Genomic DNA, 17743 nt, shown 5'->3' with positions numbered 1-17743 from the left:
GGCTCAACAGGGATTTAGGAAACGACATGACTGTTCAAGTTAAACATTATATTAATGGCGAGTTCACCGAAGGTGTTGGTTCACAGATTATTTCTGTCACTAACCCGGCTGATAACCAAGTGATTGCGAACATCAATGCAGCGACTGCTGATGAAGTTAAACAAGCTATTCATAGTGCTAAAGAAGCGTTCAAAACATGGAAAGAAGTCCCAGTTTCTGAACGCGCTCGCGTGATGCTTCGTTACCAGCATTTGCTAAAAGAGCATCATGATGAACTTGCTACCATACTTGCTCAAGAAACGGGTAAAACCTTTGAAGATGCTAAAGGTGATGTTTGGCGCGGGATTGAAGTTGCTGAACACGCATGTAATATCGCGTCAATGTTAATGGGTGAAACGGTTGAGAATGTTGCACGTAATATTGATACCTATAGCTACACTCAACCACTAGGGGTGTGCGCTGGTATTACACCTTTTAACTTCCCAGCGATGATCCCATTGTGGATGTTCCCATTAGCGATTGCTTGCGGTAACACTTTTATTCTTAAGCCATCAGAGCAAGATCCAATGACACCACAGCGTCTAGTTGAGCTATTTGTTGAAGCAGGCGCGCCAAAAGGCGTACTGCAATTGATCCACGGTGATAAAGCTGCCGTTGATATTTTATTAAATGATGAAGCCATTAAAGCTATTTCGTTTGTGGGCTCTGTCGGTGTTGGTCAATATATTTACAAAACCGGTACCGATAACCTTAAACGTGTTCAAGCCTTTGCCGGCGCTAAAAACCACTGCGTAATTATGCCTGATGCCAATAAGCAGCAAGTGATTAATAACATGGTCGGTGCTTCAGTTGGTGCTGCAGGTCAGCGTTGTATGGCGATTTCTGTCGCGGTATTTGTTGGCGCAGCAAAAGAGTGGATCCCAGAACTAAAAGAAGCATTAGCTAAAGTGCGTCCTGGTTTATGGAATGATGAAAATGCGGCTTATGGCCCTGTTATCAGCCCCGCTGCAAAAGAGCGTGTGCTTAAGCTTATTGCCCAAGGTAAGGAAGAAGGTGCTGAGTGTTTACTTGATGGCAGTGATTACACTGTTGAAGGTTATGAGTCTGGTAACTGGATTGGCCCGACTATGTTCAGCAATGTCACTACAGATATGGCCATTTACAAAGAAGAAATCTTTGGCCCAGTGTTGTGCTGTATGGAAGCAGACGATTTAGATGAAGCGATTGAATTAGTTAATAACAGCCCTTACGGCAACGGCACTTCAATTTTTACTGCATCTGGCGGTGCAGCGCGTAAGTACCAGCATCACATCGAAGTGGGTCAGGTTGGGATCAACGTACCTATTCCTGTGCCATTACCATTTTTCTCATTCACTGGCTGGAAAGGCAGTTTCTATGGCGATCAGCATGCTTACGGTAAGCAAGCAGTGCGTTTCTATACTGAAACTAAAACCATTACTTCTCGCTGGTTTGCTGATGAAGTCGTCAGTGGCCCGAATATGAGTATTGATCTTAAGTAATCACGCTATAAGTGTGTAAATAGGCCTTCTTTTGGGAGAAGGCCTTAGATAATGCCAACGCTTGAAAGATAAACATTCCATTCGTTGGCAATTGCCGAGACATGTCATTCAGCAGGACGCTGGATAAGTGCAGCAAACAACAATAATCACGCCTAGTTATCAGCAAACAGAGCAAAATAGCTCACACAATTAATGCTGAACTAAGGCTTAAGTGACCATAGAGTCATAGTAAAAAAGGATTCATACCATGGATTTTAATCTCAACGAAGACCAACGCCAATTCGCCGATCTTGCCCGTCAATTTGCAGCAGAAGAGCTGGCACCATTTGCTGCCAAATGGGATGAAGAACATCACTTTCCTAAAGATGTTATGCAAAAAGCAGGCGAACTCGGCTTCTGCTCACTTTATTCACCAGAGTCAGAAGGTGGCATGGGTCTATCTCGTCTGGATGCCTCAATCATTTTTGAAGAATTATCCCATGGCTGCACCGCAACAACGGCAATGTTGACCATTCATAATATGGCAACTTGGATGGTGACAACTTGGGGAACAGAGTCACTTCGTCAACAGTGGTCTGAAGGCCTAACAACAGGTCAGCTATTAGCATCATACTGCTTAACAGAACCTGGTGCGGGTAGTGACGCTGCATCACTGCAAACTAAAGCCGTTAAAGACGGTGATGATTATATTATCAATGGCTCCAAAATGTTTATCTCAGGTGCCGGCGAAACTGAATTATTAGTGGTGATGTGCCGCACAGGTGAAGCGGGAGCTAAAGGTATTTCAGCGATTGCGATTCCAGCAGATGCCCAAGGTGTTACTTATGGTAAAGCAGAAGACAAAATGGGCTGGAATGCTCAGCCAACCCGCTTAATCAGCTTTGAAAATGTGCGTATTCCTCAAGCAAACTTATTAGGCGAAGAAGGCCAAGGTTTCACCTTTGCGATGAAAGGACTCGATGGTGGTCGAATCAATATCGCAACCTGTTCAGTGGGTACAGCGCAAGCTGCATTAGAGCGCGCCACAGAATACATGAATGAACGTAAGCAATTTGGTAAACCCATTGCGGCATTTCAAGGGTTACAGTTTAAGTTAGCTGATATGGCAACTGAGTTAGTTGCGGCGCGTCAAATGGTGCGATTAGCAGCGTTTAAATTAGATCAGAAAGATCCTGAAGCCACTGCATATTGTGCAATGGCAAAACGCTTTGCGACTGATATTGGCTTTCAGGTGTGTGATAGCGCATTGCAAATCCATGGCGGTTACGGTTATATCCGTGAATATCCTTTAGAGCGCCACTTTAGAGACGTCCGTGTGCATCAGATTTTAGAGGGCACTAACGAAATTATGCGTCTGATTATTGCTCGTCGTTTGTTAGATGAAAACGCCCACGCAATTCTATAATTGTCACCATTTAAGGAACGAATAATGACAAGCTCAGATTCAACTCAAACTAATGGTTTAATGCAATCAAATGATGCAGCACCAGCAATTATCGAGACCATCAATGGTCATACGGCGATATTAACCTTAAATAATCCACCTGCTAATACTTGGACTGCTGATAGTTTAGTCTTGCTGAAAAATATCGTGCAGCGATTAAATGCAGATAACAATATCTATGCTCTTGTGATCACCGGACAAGGTGAGAAATTCTTTTCAGCGGGCGCAGATCTTAAATTATTTGCCGATGGTGACAAAGGTAATGCCGCGACAATGGCCAAATGTTTTGGTGAGGCTTTCGAGACCTTAAGCGCATTTCGCGGCGTGTCGATTGCAGCAATTAATGGCTATGCCATGGGCGGCGGTCTTGAAGTTGCACTGGCCTGTGATTTACGCATTGCAGAAAGTCAGGCCCAAATGGCACTGCCAGAAGCGACCGTTGGCTTATTACCGTGTGCTGGCGGTACACAAAACCTGACTGCACTTGTGGGCGAAGGCTGGGCGAAAAGAATGATCCTTTGTGGTGAAAGGGTGGATGCCGCAAAAGCTGAGCAAATAGGTTTAGTTGAAGAAGTGGTCGAAAAGGGCAGTTCTCTGGATGCTGCAGTGGCATTAGCGGCGAAAGTAGCGCGTCAATCTCCAAGTAGTGTGACTGTATGTAAAAAGCTGATTCAAGCTGGACGTACTATGCCACGCACTCAAGCATTGCCATTAGAACGTGAACTATTCGTAGGCTTATTTGATACAGAAGATCAGGCAGAAGGCGTAAATGCCTTTTTAGATAAACGTGCGGCAAATTGGAAGAACTGCTAATGACTCAAGATGTAATATTTCAGACTTTAGGGACATTATCTGGCAAATCAATTGGTGTGGTTACGCTCAATATTGAAAAAGCCTTAAATGCCTTAAACCTTGATATGGTGCAAGCCATGACCAAGCAATTACAGGCTTGGAAAGACGATAATGATATTGCCTTTGTGGTACTTGATGGTGCTGGCGAAAAAGCATTTTGTGCAGGTGGCGATGTAAGGGCGATTTACCATGCTTCTATCGCTAACCCAAACACCATGACCGCTGAGGCATGTGATTTCTTTACTCAAGAATATCAGCTTGATTATTTACTACATCAATTTGGTAAACCTGTTCTTATCTGGGGTGATGGTATTGTCATGGGAGGTGGCCTTGGCTTGATGGCTGGCGGTAGTCATCGTGTTGTTACTGAGCGCAGCAGAATTGCCATGCCAGAAGTCAGTATTGGTTTATACCCTGATGTGGGTGGCAGTTATTTCCTCAACAGAATGCCAGGCAAACTTGGACTGTTTTTAGGGTTAACGGCCTACAATATGAACGCGGCAGATGCGTTACATGTTGATCTGGGTAATCACTTTTTAGGCAGTGATGAGAAAGAGCCTTTGTTCGATGCCATTGCCGAAATTAGCTGGAGCGATGACGCTGGCTTAAATCATCAGCAGTTGAGTATATTACTTAATAAAATGCAGGCGAGTTCCACTAAAGAGGTTGGCGAAAGTCCTCTTGCGACATTCCAGCCACAAATCGATCAATTAATGTCAGGTGAAATTGAAGAAGTCCATCATCAAATTACCAGTTTAAATACTGAACTTGATTGGCTGAAACGCGCTCAAAAAACGGCGTTATCAGGTAGCCCGTTAAGTTGGTTTTTAATTTTTGCACAAGCCAATTTAGGCACAAGTAAAACCTTGGCAGAATCTTTTAAATGGGAACTAGGCGTGAGTGTTAATTGCTGTTCACATGGTGATTTTTGCGAAGGCGTTCGTGCACTTTTGATAGATAAAGACCGTCAGCCAAAGTGGCGTTTTAGCCATGCAAGTGAAGTGACAGCTGAAGCGGTAACGCAATTACTGACATCACCTTGGGATGCTGACAAGCATCCATTAAAAGATCTTTAAAAGGAATTTATCATGGCTACAGTAGCATTTATTGGTTTAGGTAATATGGGCGGCCCAATGGCGGCGAATTTAATTAAAGCAGGCATGACTGTGACTGTATTTGATTTAGTTCCAGCTGCGGTTGAAGCATTAACAGCGCAAGGTGCACTCAGTGCTAAAACAGCTTGCGGCGCAGCGGCATCGGCTGACTTTGTCATCACCATGTTGCCAGCAGGCAAGCATGTTCATCAATTGTATATTGGCGATGCAGACAATAAAGGCCTACTGGACGTAGTTGCCAAAGATGCCGTATTGATTGATTGCTCGACCATTGATGCTGGCACGGCGCAAGTGGTAGGTGCTCATGCTGCCAAGAAAGGTATCGAGTTTATGGACGCACCTGTTTCGGGCGGAACGGCAGGCGCTGCAGCGGGTACCTTGACCTTTATTTGTGGTGGTAGTGATAAGGCCTATGAGAAAGCGCAAACGGTATTAACGGTAATGGGCGCTAATATTTTCCATGCAGGCGCAGCAGGTGCAGGTCAAATCGCTAAGATTTGTAATAATATGCTGTTATCAGTATTAATGGTTGGTACTAGCGAGTCATTACAATTAGGTATTGATAATGGTTTAGACCCTAAAGTGTTATCTGATATCATGAAAGTCAGCAGTGGTGGCAATTGGACCTTAGAGAAATATAACCCTTGTCCAGATGTGATGGAAAGTGTGCCTTCATCTAACGATTACCAAGGTGGCTTTATGGTCGACTTGATGGTCAAAGATTTGGGTTTATCTCAACAAGCGTCGGTAGCATCAAACTCAAGTACACCTATGGGAGCGTTAGCACGCAGCATGTATGTTAATCATGCGCGTCAGGGCAATGGTCGCCGCGATTTCTCAAGTATTTTTGAACAATTTGCCCCCGCGGATAAAAAGTAACGGGTTTAATAGACTCAAGAGCAATAATCTCGGTTTAAATAAGAGTAGAAAGGATCCAGTTAATGGAAATTAAAGATAAGGTTGTGGTCATTACTGGCGGTGCTGGTGGTTTAGGTTTAGCCATGGCGCAAGACTTTGCTGCACAAGGCGCTCGTTTGGCGCTTATCGATGTAGACCAAGAGAAATTAGAGCGCGCATGTGCTGATTTAGGTGCTTCTACTGAAGTACAAGGTTATGCACTGGACATTACTGACGAAGAAGATGTAGTTGCTGGTTTTAATTACATCCTAGAGGATTTCGGTCAAGTAAACGTGTTAATTAACAACGCGGGTATTTTACGTGATGGTTTAATGGTGAAAGCCAAAGAAGGTAAAGTCACTGACCGTATGTCTTACGAGCAGTTTCAATCAGTCATCAATGTTAACTTAACCGGCACATTCTTGTGTGGCCGTGAAGCGGCTGCGGCGATGATCCATTCACAGCAAGCTGGTGTGATTATTAATATTTCGAGCATCGCTAAGGCTGGTAACATGGGCCAGTCAAACTACTCAGCTTCTAAAGCGGGTGTTGCCGCGATGAGTGTTGGCTGGGCAAAAGAGCTGGCGCGTTACAATATTCGAAGTGCTGCAGTGGCCCCTGGCGTTATTGCGACCGAAATGACCGCAGGCATGAAACCAGAGGCCTTAGAGCGCTTAGAGAAAATGGTACCAGTTGGCCGTTTAGGTGAAGCGCAAGAAGTCGCAGCTACAGTAAAATTCATTGTCGAAAACGACTATGTTAATGGCCGTGTATTTGAAATCGATGGCGGTTTAAGCATGTAATATTGAAGTGAGGCTTGATATTAAAACCATCAAGCTATCTTCAAGTTTCACGCTTACTTAGTGAGAGTCAGTTTTTGAAAGCAGTTATTGAAAGAAGTTATCGAAATAATTTGTTTACTGTCACTTAATCACTGTCATCAACATCCTGTAATACAGGTGATGTTAGTTAAAGCCAGCCTGTTAAATGGTTGGCTTTTTTATTAATGATTTTATTGTTACCATCTTATACCCAAACTACTTGAATATACGTGTTTCAGAGCTTCACCGTGTTTTCAATACTAGGCGCGTTAATGCGGTAATGTAGGTACCTTATAAATTAGCGCAACAACGTAGTGGGAACACGGTGAAACTCCCTGAGGGCAAGTTTTACACGCGTTTATGCTGCGTTATTGATTTTGAAAAGGGAATAACCATTACCCGCAATCAATACCTTGCCTAAACGCGTGTAAATTCTTGCTGAAATCGAGCATCTTCAGGTTGTTTGGGTATAATGAGTTAATTGTGTGGCATCACACAGTAAAATATAAAGATATTATTAGGGATAAGAAATGGATAGGCTAGAAAAAGCAATGAGGGTGACGATGCTAACTGTTGGTATTGCAGGTATAGCCGTGATCTATTTTGGTTTTTTCTACTTACAGTTCAATGACCAGCTTGGTATGACCATGCCTTGGTATTTTCTACTTTCCCCGTGGATCTGCGTTTATTTCGGCTTAAGCCAGCAGCAACAAGTCGACACGATTAATTGGTTTACTAAAAAGTTTAGCTTTAAAAAGTAACTAAGATAAAGTAACTAAGATATAGCAAAGCATTTGCTGCAATAATGGCCAACCTTGTTGGCTATTTTTATATGTAAGTTTACAGACACATTAAATTCATCAATTTCCCATCGAATTATCTTCTACTTCTGCTAAGTTAAGTTGAAAAAATAAGCTGAAATGCTATAGTACGCCGCCTAATTATTGTGACCATGCTTATTATTTTAAGGGTGGTTTAAAACCAGTGCTATTTACGTACAGCCGCTATACTCGTTAAGCAATATAGAACTTGTTAAACGCAGCTGCTAATGAAGTCGGCACTGGTTTTTTGTTTTTGTCATAACTTGAATTTTGGAATCTCATTTTGATTACTACAGCTAACATCACCATGCAGTTTGGTTCAAAGCCACTGTTTGAAAATATCTCAGTTAAATTCGGTGGCGGTAACCGCTACGGTCTTATCGGAGCCAATGGCTGTGGTAAATCCACCTTCATGAAGATTCTTACTGGCGATTTAGAACCCACAAGCGGTAACGTGTCGATTGATCCAGGCGAGCGCATGGGTAAGTTGAACCAGGATCAATTCGCTTATGAAGCTTTCTCAGTAGTCGATACTGTGATCATGGGTCATAAAGAGTTATGGGAAGTAAAGCAAGAGCGTGACCGCATTTATTCTTTACCAGAAATGAGTGAAGAAGACGGCATTAAGGTGTCTGAGCTTGAAATGGAATTTGCTGAGATGGACGGTTACACCGCTGAATCTCGCGCGGGTGACTTATTGATGGGCGTGGGAATTGGTGTTGACCAACACTTCGGCTTAATGAGCGAAATCGCCCCTGGTTTTAAGTTACGTGTACTTCTTGCTCAAGCTTTATTCTCAGATCCAGATGTATTACTGCTTGATGAACCAACCAACAACTTGGACATCGACACTATTCGTTGGTTACAAGAAATGCTGAACCAACGTAACAGCACCATGGTTATTATCTCGCATGATAGATATTTCCTAAACTCAGTATGTACTCACATGGCTGATATCGATTACGCTGAATTACGTGTTTACCCTGGTAACTACGATGAGTACATGATGGCCGCGCAGCAAGCCCGCGAACGTCTACAATCAGACAATGCTAAGAAGAAAGCACAAATTGCTGAACTTCAAGGCTTCGTTGCCCGTTTCTCTGCTAACGCATCGAAAGCAAAACAAGCAACGTCACGTGCTAAGCAAATCGACAAGATTAAGATTGAAGAAATCAAAGCATCTAGCCGTGTTAATCCATTCATTCGTTTCGAACAAGAAAAGAAATTGTTCCGTAATGCATTAGTGGTTGAGCAACTGGCTAAAGGCTTTGATGAAAAGCCATTATTCTCAGGCTTTGACATGATGGCTGAAGTGGGCGAGCGAATTGCTATCTTAGGTGAGAACGGCGTGGGTAAAACCACCTTGTTACGTACTTTAGTACACGACTTACCGCAAGATGCCGGTACTATCCAATGGTCTGAAAATTCAAACATTGGTTATTACGCACAGGATCACGAAGCTGATTTTGCTAACGATATGACATTATTTGACTGGATGAGCCAATGGCGTAAACCAGAAGATGATGACCAATCAGTTCGTGGTATTTTAGGTCGTATGCTATTCGGTTCTGACGATATTAAAAAGTCAGTTAAAGTACTATCTGGTGGTGAAAAAGGCCGCATGTACTTTGGTAAGTTGATTATGCAAAAGCCAAACATTTTGCTGCTTGATGAACCAACTAACCACATGGATATGGAATCAATCGAGTCATTGAATAACGCCTTAGAAATGTATGAAGGTACCTTGTTATTCGTCTCTCATGACCGTGCATTTGTATCATCACTTGCCACACGTATTTTAGAAGTGACGCCAAACGGCATTAACGACTTCAAAGGAACTTATGATGAGTTCTTAGCCAGCAAAGGCGTTGAAGGATAAGCTAAAGTTTTAACTTTAGATGTCGATAAAAACCTGTATGGCTAAATAATTAGCTGTTACAGGTTTTTTTTTGAGCAAACGAAACGTCGCTACTATTTTGATCTAGAATTAAGTCGCCTTAATTACATCAAAGCATGTAATTTACCGCCAAATTGCATGGAGCACTTACTCTAAGGGTAAAGATACAATGAAATGGATTACCAATCTTAAAACGCTACACAAACTTCTTTTACTGATTATTCCACCACTGGTTATTTGTCTCATATATGGCGGCATGTTTGTGCATAATAAATATGAAACCAAATCGGAATTAACCACAGTACTTTCGTTAAGTGAGTTGGCCGTTATTAATAGTGCGCTTGTGCATGAGTTACAAAAAGAGCGTGGTATGAGTGCGGGCTTTATTGGTTCACAAGGGCAAGCTTTTGCTGATTCAATACCAAGTCAGCGCGCTATGTCAGACAGACAAATCAGTACTTTTAATAATATTCCCGATATGGATGATTTTCCTGTTCAAATCAGTTCGACTTTACGTCAAATTCAAAATCAATTGCAGCAGTTACAATCCATTAGACGCTCAGTTGATAGTTTAACGATATCTGTAGCAGATGAAGTGAAGTACTACACTGGTCTTAATAGTGCACTTTTGTCCGTTGTCGATGAAACAGCCATGCAAAGCACCGACAGCGAGTTGTCATTAAAGCTGGCTTCATTCGGCGCATTTTTACAATTAAAAGAACGCGCAGGTATAGAACGTGCTGTATTGAGTACGACTTTTGGTCAGCAAGGTTTTAAAGATGGGGTGTATGCTCGTTTTGTTACCTTAGTGTCGGAGCAAAATACCTATGGTGAACGTTTTAGAGCGCTCGCTACCCCCGATTGGATATCGCAATTTAATCAAGTGAATCGCTCACGTGAAATCAGTGAAGTAGAGCAGTTACGTCAAATTGCTTTTTCACAGGTTGCGAGTGATATCAGTGAGCAAAATCCTGAAAGTTGGTTTAAGACTTCAACAAACAGAATCAACGTACTGACTGACTTTGAACATTTTCTTGCTGATGACTTAATTAGCTTAACTCAAGAGCGTTTGAATTCGGCAAGTCAGTTAATGTGGACATCTTTGTTAGCATTAACTATCTCCATAAGCTTATTAGCATGGTTGAGTTTATCTGTATCTAAGTACCTTAATCGCAGCCTCAGTCATTTATTCAGTAAAGTGACCCATGCTGGTAACCATTTTGATTTAAGCACCCGCATAGAGCATCAGTCAGCGGATGAATTTGGTCAGTTATCAAATGCGTTTAACGCTATGATGAGTGATTTTGAAACCATTATTTTGCAAGTGCGCCAGAGTGCGACCCAAGTTGTCACTGTGGTGGAGCAAGTTAATGGTTATACCCATACCATGAAACAAGATGTTGAGCTGGGTTATCTTGAAGCTGAGCAAGTTGCATCAGCGATGACAGAAATGAGCGCGACGGTGACTCAAATTGCTGCCAATGCAGTGCAAGCCTCTGATGCATCGACTTCTGCCAATAAAGAAGCACATATTGGTAACTCTGAAGTTTCAAAAACCACTGTCTCTATTAAGAATCTTGCAAACGAAATCAATGATGCCTCTAACGCCATTGAAAAGCTTGATCAAGATGTTCAATCGATTGCGACTATTTTGGATGTGATAAGCGCTATTTCAGAGCAGACAAATTTATTGGCCCTAAACGCAGCAATTGAAGCTGCCCGTGCGGGGGAGCAAGGTCGAGGCTTCGCTGTAGTTGCCGATGAGGTTAGAACGCTAGCCCAGCGAACTCAGTCATCAACAGATGATATTAAACGCATGACAGACAGATTGAAGTCTGGCGCACAACTGGCTGTTAAAACGATGCAGCGAGGCATGGTTAGTGCCGATGAAAGTGTGGCTGAAGTCGAGCATGCAGGCCAAGAATTAAAGCAAATTGTTGCAGATGTTGACGTCATTGATAGCATGAATCAACAGATTGCGTCAGCTACTCATGAGCAAGCGGCTGTGGCTGAAGAAGTGAATCAGAACGCAATGAAAATTAGTGAAATTTATAGCCAGACACAACAAATTGCAGAATCCTTGAGTCAGCTTAACGAAACCTTGTTAGAAGATGCAGCGGCCATGTCTGAGCAAGTACAAAAGTTTACCTTGACCCAATAACCCTCAATCTAGATAGCTACAATCAAGTTAATAATAAACCGATCGATACATGGTCGGTTTTTTTATGAACAATCGCATTCTAAACCTGAGTTGAAAATGTGAATCTCAAATTTACTTTGCTAATATACTGACAGAATAAATAATATAGTGGATAAGCAATGGATTACCTCAATATCAATAAACAAGCTTGGAATGAACGTGCCAAAGTGCATTTCGATTCCTCTTTTTATGATGTGCCAAGTTTTCTGGCTGGTAATTCATCGTTAACTGAAATTGAGTCTGCAGAGCTGACTAACGTTGAAGGTAAATCTTTATTACATCTTCAATGCCACTTTGGATTAGATACTTTGTCACTGGCGCGGTTAGGCGCCAAAGTGACCGGTGTTGATTTATCGGATGCCGCGATTAACAAAGCTTGCGACTTAGCAAAGCAATGTAATATCGATGCAGAGTTTGTGTGTGCTGATGTGTATAGTTATTCAGCTTCAAGTCAGCATAGCTTTGATATTGTCTTCACCTCGTTTGGTGCCATTTGCTGGTTACCATCTTTAACTCATTGGGCGCAGGTTATTAGCGATAACTTAAAGTCCGGTGGCACTTTTTATATGGCTGAGTTTCATCCGGTGCAAGATGTATTAGATGGCTATCCGTATTTTCACAATCCCGAACCTGATGTCGTGGTTGAAGGCTCTTATACTAAAACTGAAACCGAAACCGATTCAGATGATAAGCAAACAATGGTGACATGGGCGCATTCGTTAAGTGAAGTGATTAATGCCCTCATTAAAGCTGGGATCCGCATTGATGCGGTTAATGAGTTTCCATTTAGTCCATATAATTGTTTTGAAAACCTTGTTGAAAAGCAGCCAAACCAATTTCATTCCATAGTAAAAGGCCAATCAATCCCTTTGGTGTTTTCTATCAAAGGAACTAAGAGCTAATGTTATTTGAATCGCAACAAAGGCTAGGTATAGGTAATCGCTGGGGCAGACTTTTTATCAAAGTGGCCGCGGGCTTAACTACCTTAATCGTATTAATGTATTTGAGCTATTTTTACGTTAGCCCAAGTGTCACTGTCAAAAACAATTCTGAGTTCGTTATTGATTCTGCTGTAATCAATTTACCGTTAACTCGCTTGGATTTTGGTGAGATTAATACATCGAGTAAAAATACTATTTACTATGATTTAGCGCAGCTTGATGGCCAGTATGAATATGAATTACAACTCAACAGCGGTGATACCCTGAAAGGGAAGTGTGGTTATGTGACCAATTTTGAAATAAATAAGCGTGTAGTGCTCATTTTAAATGACATTGGCGAAATCAGTTGCAACTTTTAATGTTTAAGTGTGCAATTTAAATTTTAAGTGTATTTGCCTCAGTTTGAGCAGACATCCAATTGTTTATACTTAAATATCTTATTTTTGTCCTGTCTTGCTTGTGATTTATGACTTAGCTGCCAAATGTTATCTGTGTTACATATGTGAGGTGTTTGTCTGACCGCTTATCTCCACTGTTATGTCTGCACTGTTCCTGTTAACTTTTTGTTGGAAGAGCAAGCTGTTTTATTAGAGATATTCTAATTTAAACGTTTTTAAGTTTAAGTTAATATTACCTTTCTATCATCCTCGCCCCCGAAAATTCCGCTGCATATTTCATCTGCAACTGTTAAACTAAAGTTAATTGCATGCGGGGTTGTTATAGTTAATTTCAACCCAAAGGTTCAATTTGAGTTGTTTAAGGATTTATTGTTCAAATGCTAAGAGTTTTCGTCGTTATTTTTCTATTTATTATCACTATCTACAGCCAGTTTGTCATTGCTGATGACGCTATTGAAGTCCCGCAAAAATATGAGCGCACATTTCCTATTTGGGCTCAAGAAGCGATAGATTTAGGTCATGAGCTACCAAAACCTTATGGGTTTACCATTAACTATATGTCAATGGATCAGCCATTAGTGGTTGATGGTGTTACCTTTTCAGGTCTTGGTGATATTATTGATGACAGAGTCAGTATTAAAGGTAATGAAGCGATGCAGGACTCAGAGACGATCACTTTTAGAGCTGATATGTGGGTACTACCATTTCTAAACCTTTATGGCGTGATTGGCCAAACAAGAGGGAGCAGTATTGCCAATGTTCAAGTTGAAGTAGAAATGCCGGGGCCTTTACCGCCAGTTATTTCTGACCCTTTCGATTTTGAGCTAAATTTTAAAGGGACTACATACGGTGCGGGTGGCACAATCGTAGGCGGCATTGGCAATTGGTTTGCTTTACTAGATATTAATTACACCAATACTGACCTTGATATTATAGATGGTGAAATTAGCTCAATTGTTGTCTCACCACGCGTGGGATACCGTACCAGTGTTTATGGCCATGAAAGTCAGTTTTGGGTCGGTGCTATGTATCAAAACGTTGAGCAAACTTTTAGTGGTTATTTAACAGATATCGGTATTCCTTTAGGTGATGGTAAGTTTGAAGTTACCCAACATCTCGAAGATAAGTGGAATAGCTTAATTGGTGGCCAAATCAACTTAGGTAAGGGTTTTGATTTACTGTTAGAAGCTGGTTTTGGAACTCGTAGAAGCTTTATGGCTGGCATAGGTTATAGGTTCTAATTTGATACGATTACTGGTTATTAGTATCTTTATTTTCTTCCTTGGAGGCTGTTCAGCAGTGTCTATGGTGGATAATTATCAACAAAGTCAACTGAAAAAAGCGGGTTTTGAACCGCATCAGTTGTCGCTAGAAAGTGAAGGTGAGTTGCACTATTGGCAGGGTGGAAATAAGAGTGCTTCTGCAGTTATCTTGCTTCATGGTTTTGGTGGCACTGGAATGACCAGCTGGTACGAAATGATGCAAGATCTTGCGTCTGATTATCATGTTATTGTGCCGGATTTACTTTGGTTTGGTGCATCATTCAGTAATGCCCCGGCTAATCTAAGCAGTGAAACTCAATCTATTCAGCAGTTAATTGAAGTGCTAGCTCTGGATAGTGTCAATGTGGTGGGGATTTCCTATGGTGGATTTATTACTTTCGACTTAATGATCAATGAGCCTAAAGTTAACAAAGCGATTATATTGGCAAGCCCAGGTATTGTGTTTGGTGATGAAGACATGAATGCCATGAGTCAACGTTTTGGGCAGAGTGTGCCTGAAGCGGTGTTTGTGCCTGAGAATAAAGAAGGTGTAAGACACTTACTTGAACATACGTTTGTTAATCATCCATGGTATCCAAGTTTTATTGATGAACAAATTTATCAAGCCTATTTTGCCGACTTTCATGAACAGAAAAAGTCACTGATTACCACGTTACCTGCATATCGAGATCAACTTAACCCTGCAGATTTAAAAGGTAAGCTTCCGCCTTCATTATTAATTTGGGGGGAAAATGACAGTGTGTTTCCGCTTGAAAAAGGCATAGAATTTTCTGAGTTTTTAAATGCACCAATCATAGTTATTCCAGAGGCATCTCATGGTTTAAGTAATGATTTCCCCGAGTCAATCAGCCAAATGATCAGAGACTTTATACAATGATGTTCAATTCTCAAATTCCCGTTTTATTGTTTAGTACAGGTTTGATGGTGACATTACTCACCTCATGCTCAAGTAACGAATGGCAAGTGAGCGCTACGCCATCGAATTCAGCTGTTAGTACAGCATTAGACAATCAACCTGATCCCGTACTTTTACGTGATATTGCATTGCCACAACAAGCTGCGATGACTTTACCGACAAGTGTTCGACCTTGCTGTGCATTTGGTAATGCTCAAAAGGTGAAATTAGGGGCAATGACGATTCCATTCTATCGCCATGCCAATACTATTTCGCTGGAAGAGTTAGGTGCTCACGCTTACGAAGCAGGCAGTTTTAGCCACCAAAAATCGGCACCAGATGAGGGACGAAGTGGTGAAAATAATGGCATTGTTTATACTCGAAAAGGTGGGTTTATAGATTTAGCCCATGTGAGAGACACGGCAGATAATGCTGTCGCACTGTTTTACCAAATTCATCCTAACCTTGGAGAAAAGAAATCCATTGCATTGCCATTTGAAATTGGACCTCGAACCATTGAAATTGATAGTTTTGAAGTCAACGGATTAACCGCAACTCAACGTTGGGAACTGTCTGCAGCAATGGCAGCACGTCTAGCCTATTCAATGGCTGAAGCGCACGAAATTGCACAATATCACGGTTATCGCAGTTTTGGACCGTGGTCAGAGGCAGTATCGGCTTACTCACCTGAAGATCTCTACTCGAATATGCTAGGCGCTAAAATTGCGCTAGCAGTAATCACTAATAATCTAGCGATGACCCGCCAGCAATTCAATTATCATATGACCTCTTGGGTTGCTGCAACAATTGATTGGTTAGAACCCGTTTCAGCCAATGAAACCAATGCACTTTTTAATGTTATCGATGGCTATTGGTGGGACTCCAATGAACCCATGCCAAATAAATTTATGTTACTTAATCGCCATTATGAGTTGGGCGATCATCAATCTCCTTATTTAGTGCCGATTGATATGGCGAAAAACAGTGATATTTGGTCCGATGTTGCGGGTGTGTATAAAACCCCAAAAGTTGCTCATGATTTAAGTTTGGCCAATACAGTCCACGGCATCAATATCGATGAGGTGGCTAAGCAGTGGTTATATGTAGATGCCAAATTTGAATCGAATTTTGAACATATACCCACGTCGTTGTGGCGAGATGGTTTTAATCAACATTCATTTTTAACTATAAGCCGTCATAACGAAATATTGGATGAGCAATTACTGAATGAGCATTTAAGTTTGAATCCAGACTTACCTTTAGCGATAGAACAGACCACACAAGGTGATCTTTAATGACGTTATTCCTTCGTTTTAGTATCGGTTTTTTATTTGTGGGGCTATTGGTTTCAACTGAATCATTGGCTTCTGAGAAAGGTGTTGTTGAAAAGACTGGTAATGACAAGGTTGCTGCTAATACTGCGACTGCCGAACAAGTCTCGTATGAAAAAGAGATAGTAGAACAAACTTTACAGCTATCTCAAGATGAGGAAGATCTGGGCTGGATGGAAAACTTTTTACAAAAGCTTGGGGCTGATGGTGAGTTTGATCCAGATAAATTGATTGATTTTAGTTTTCTGCCAGGGCCTTTTTATAATCCAGAAATGGATTTAGGGGTCGGTATTTCAGCAGTTGGCTTATATCAAGTCGATCCCACTGATGAAGTGAGCCAGCTGTCATCTTTGGTCATTAATGGTTTAGCATCGATTAATGGTGCGTTAGGTGTTTCACTTGAAAATAAAACCTTCCTAAATGAAGATAATCAGCGGGTTTATTTAACTGCAGAAATATTTGATATTCCTGATGTGTTTTATGGCGTTGGTTATGATGAAAACCATCAAGATGACAACCGTGTTGATTTTGATGGTCAGTTAGTTCGGGTGAATCCAATGTATTTACATCGGTTATCCTCGCATATTTTTGTCGGCGCAGGTTTTGATTTTAATTATGCTGAAACTCGTAACATCGATGTACTTGACTCAGATGTCGACATTGATCCATTACTGGAAACGTCACGAAGCGTCGGGGTTAATCTATTAGTTAACTACGACAGCCGAGACAATGTGCTCAATCCTGAACAAGGTATAATAGCTCAAATAGATACAGGTATTTTCCGTAAAGACTTGGGCAGTAAAACCGACTTCGAAATTGTGAATGCACTTTACAGTAGTTATCATCAAATTGCTGAATCGGATGTTTTAGCTTGGCAGGTGCGTGGCCGATTTACCCATGGCGATGTACCTTGGGATCAACTCTCAAAAGCGGGTGGTGGTGACTTACTGCGTGGTTATACTTCAGGACGTTATCGTGATAAGCAAATGTTGTTAGCGCAAGTAGAGTATCGCCAAAATTTATCTGGCCGTCACGGTTTGGTTTATTGGGTTGGTGCTGGGGTAATTTCGGATAAGTTTAGCGAACTGACATCGGCAAGTGTGCTACCTAATACAGGTATAGGCTATCGATTTGAAGTTAAGCCACGAGTAAACCTAAGATTAGATTTAGCTTTTGGCGACAATGATACTGGCTTTTACTTTAATGTAAATGAAGCCTTTTAATTTCCACTTAGAATGAGTTAATCTGCCAAATTTAATATGCTAATCTAAAACACTTTTTGGGATATATTGCTTAATTAAGCGATGCTATGAGGGGGCTTTTGTGAA

15 protein-coding genes are annotated in these 17743 nt (G+C 41.5%); all 15 read left to right on the top strand.

Annotated elements, in window-relative coordinates:
• The first annotated feature begins 26 nt into the window (after nt 1-26).
• Nucleotides 27-1520, top strand: coding sequence for a CoA-acylating methylmalonate-semialdehyde dehydrogenase (locus L2735_RS06200; protein WP_248983873.1), 1494 nt, complete (start codon nt 27-29; stop codon nt 1518-1520).
• Nucleotides 1521-1767: 247 nt separating this feature from the next.
• Complete coding sequence (locus L2735_RS06195) at nt 1768-2925, top strand: acyl-CoA dehydrogenase family protein (protein ID WP_248983872.1); 1158 nt, start codon at nt 1768-1770, stop codon at nt 2923-2925.
• 60 nt (nt 2926-2985) lie between these two features.
• Nucleotides 2986-3777, top strand: a complete 792-nt coding sequence (locus L2735_RS06190) for an enoyl-CoA hydratase (protein ID WP_248983915.1) — start codon at nt 2986-2988, stop codon at nt 3775-3777.
• The gene (locus L2735_RS06185; protein WP_248983871.1) at nt 3777-4892 is read left to right on the top strand and encodes an enoyl-CoA hydratase/isomerase family protein; all 1116 of its coding nucleotides are present in this window, start codon (nt 3777-3779) and stop codon (nt 4890-4892) included. The genes L2735_RS06190 and L2735_RS06185 overlap by 1 nt, the downstream gene beginning before the upstream one ends.
• A gap of 12 nt (nt 4893-4904) precedes the next feature.
• Entirely contained in the window at nt 4905-5810 is a 906-nt protein-coding gene (gene mmsB, locus L2735_RS06180; RefSeq protein ID WP_248983870.1) for a 3-hydroxyisobutyrate dehydrogenase, read from the top strand.
• Nucleotides 5811-5872: 62 nt separating this feature from the next.
• Nucleotides 5873-6631: an SDR family oxidoreductase gene (locus L2735_RS06175; RefSeq protein ID WP_153916073.1), complete on the top strand. Its 759-nt coding sequence runs from the start codon at nt 5873-5875 to the stop codon at nt 6629-6631.
• 548 nt (nt 6632-7179) lie between these two features.
• Nucleotides 7180-7410 carry a hypothetical protein gene (locus L2735_RS06170; RefSeq protein ID WP_248983869.1) on the top strand — a complete coding sequence of 77 codons (231 nt, stop codon included), beginning with the start codon at nt 7180-7182 and terminating at the stop codon, nt 7408-7410.
• Between the two features lie 343 nt (nt 7411-7753).
• Nucleotides 7754-9349: an ABC-F family ATPase gene (locus L2735_RS06165; RefSeq protein WP_248983868.1), complete on the top strand. Its 1596-nt coding sequence runs from the start codon at nt 7754-7756 to the stop codon at nt 9347-9349.
• 187 nt (nt 9350-9536) lie between these two features.
• Nucleotides 9537-11528, top strand: a complete 1992-nt coding sequence (locus L2735_RS06160) for a methyl-accepting chemotaxis protein (protein ID WP_248983867.1) — start codon at nt 9537-9539, stop codon at nt 11526-11528.
• Between the two features lie 158 nt (nt 11529-11686).
• On the top strand, nt 11687-12469 hold the full coding sequence (locus L2735_RS06155; protein ID WP_248983866.1) for a class I SAM-dependent methyltransferase: 783 nt from the start codon (nt 11687-11689) through the stop codon (nt 12467-12469).
• Nucleotides 12469-12867 (top strand): hypothetical protein, encoded by a 399-nt coding sequence (locus L2735_RS06150; RefSeq protein ID WP_248983865.1) that lies wholly within the window; start codon nt 12469-12471, stop codon nt 12865-12867. The genes L2735_RS06155 and L2735_RS06150 overlap by 1 nt, the downstream gene beginning before the upstream one ends.
• A 416-nt stretch (nt 12868-13283) precedes the next feature.
• The gene (locus tag L2735_RS06145) at nt 13284-14147 is read left to right on the top strand and encodes a virulence protein (RefSeq protein ID WP_248983864.1); all 864 of its coding nucleotides are present in this window, start codon (nt 13284-13286) and stop codon (nt 14145-14147) included.
• Nucleotide 14148: 1 nt separating this feature from the next.
• The gene (locus L2735_RS06140) at nt 14149-15066 is read left to right on the top strand and encodes an alpha/beta fold hydrolase (protein WP_248983863.1); all 918 of its coding nucleotides are present in this window, start codon (nt 14149-14151) and stop codon (nt 15064-15066) included.
• Nucleotides 15063-16379: a DUF4056 domain-containing protein gene (locus L2735_RS06135; protein ID WP_248983862.1), complete on the top strand. Its 1317-nt coding sequence runs from the start codon at nt 15063-15065 to the stop codon at nt 16377-16379. Before L2735_RS06140 ends, L2735_RS06135 begins: the two co-directional genes overlap by 4 nt.
• Complete coding sequence (locus tag L2735_RS06130) at nt 16379-17638, top strand: BamA/TamA family outer membrane protein (RefSeq protein WP_248983861.1); 1260 nt, start codon at nt 16379-16381, stop codon at nt 17636-17638. Before L2735_RS06135 ends, L2735_RS06130 begins: the two co-directional genes overlap by 1 nt.
• The last annotated feature ends 105 nt before the right edge of the window (nt 17639-17743 follow it).

Origin of the sequence: Shewanella olleyana (genome assembly GCF_023283825.1) — a bacterium.
GTDB lineage: Bacteria > Pseudomonadota > Gammaproteobacteria > Enterobacterales > Shewanellaceae > Shewanella > Shewanella olleyana.
The sequence above is the reverse complement of the archived record's forward strand: the minus strand, read 5'-3'. Positions and strand labels throughout refer to the sequence as shown.

Coding starts and splice junctions, on each gene's coding strand:
- L2735_RS06130 (WP_248983861.1), top strand. CDS start 16,379: ATGACGTTATTCCTTCGTTTTAGTATCGGTTTTTTATTTGTGGGGCTA.
- L2735_RS06200 (WP_248983873.1), top strand. CDS start 27: ATGACTGTTCAAGTTAAACATTATATTAATGGCGAGTTCACCGAAGGT.
- L2735_RS06145 (WP_248983864.1), top strand. CDS start 13,284: ATGCTAAGAGTTTTCGTCGTTATTTTTCTATTTATTATCACTATCTAC.
- L2735_RS06175 (WP_153916073.1), top strand. CDS start 5,873: ATGGAAATTAAAGATAAGGTTGTGGTCATTACTGGCGGTGCTGGTGGT.
- L2735_RS06195 (WP_248983872.1), top strand. CDS start 1,768: ATGGATTTTAATCTCAACGAAGACCAACGCCAATTCGCCGATCTTGCC.
- L2735_RS06170 (WP_248983869.1), top strand. CDS start 7,180: ATGGATAGGCTAGAAAAAGCAATGAGGGTGACGATGCTAACTGTTGGT.
- L2735_RS06160 (WP_248983867.1), top strand. CDS start 9,537: ATGAAATGGATTACCAATCTTAAAACGCTACACAAACTTCTTTTACTG.
- L2735_RS06135 (WP_248983862.1), top strand. CDS start 15,063: ATGATGTTCAATTCTCAAATTCCCGTTTTATTGTTTAGTACAGGTTTG.
- L2735_RS06155 (WP_248983866.1), top strand. CDS start 11,687: ATGGATTACCTCAATATCAATAAACAAGCTTGGAATGAACGTGCCAAA.
- L2735_RS06190 (WP_248983915.1), top strand. CDS start 2,986: ATGCAATCAAATGATGCAGCACCAGCAATTATCGAGACCATCAATGGT.
- L2735_RS06150 (WP_248983865.1), top strand. CDS start 12,469: ATGTTATTTGAATCGCAACAAAGGCTAGGTATAGGTAATCGCTGGGGC.
- mmsB (WP_248983870.1), top strand. CDS start 4,905: ATGGCTACAGTAGCATTTATTGGTTTAGGTAATATGGGCGGCCCAATG.
- L2735_RS06185 (WP_248983871.1), top strand. CDS start 3,777: ATGACTCAAGATGTAATATTTCAGACTTTAGGGACATTATCTGGCAAA.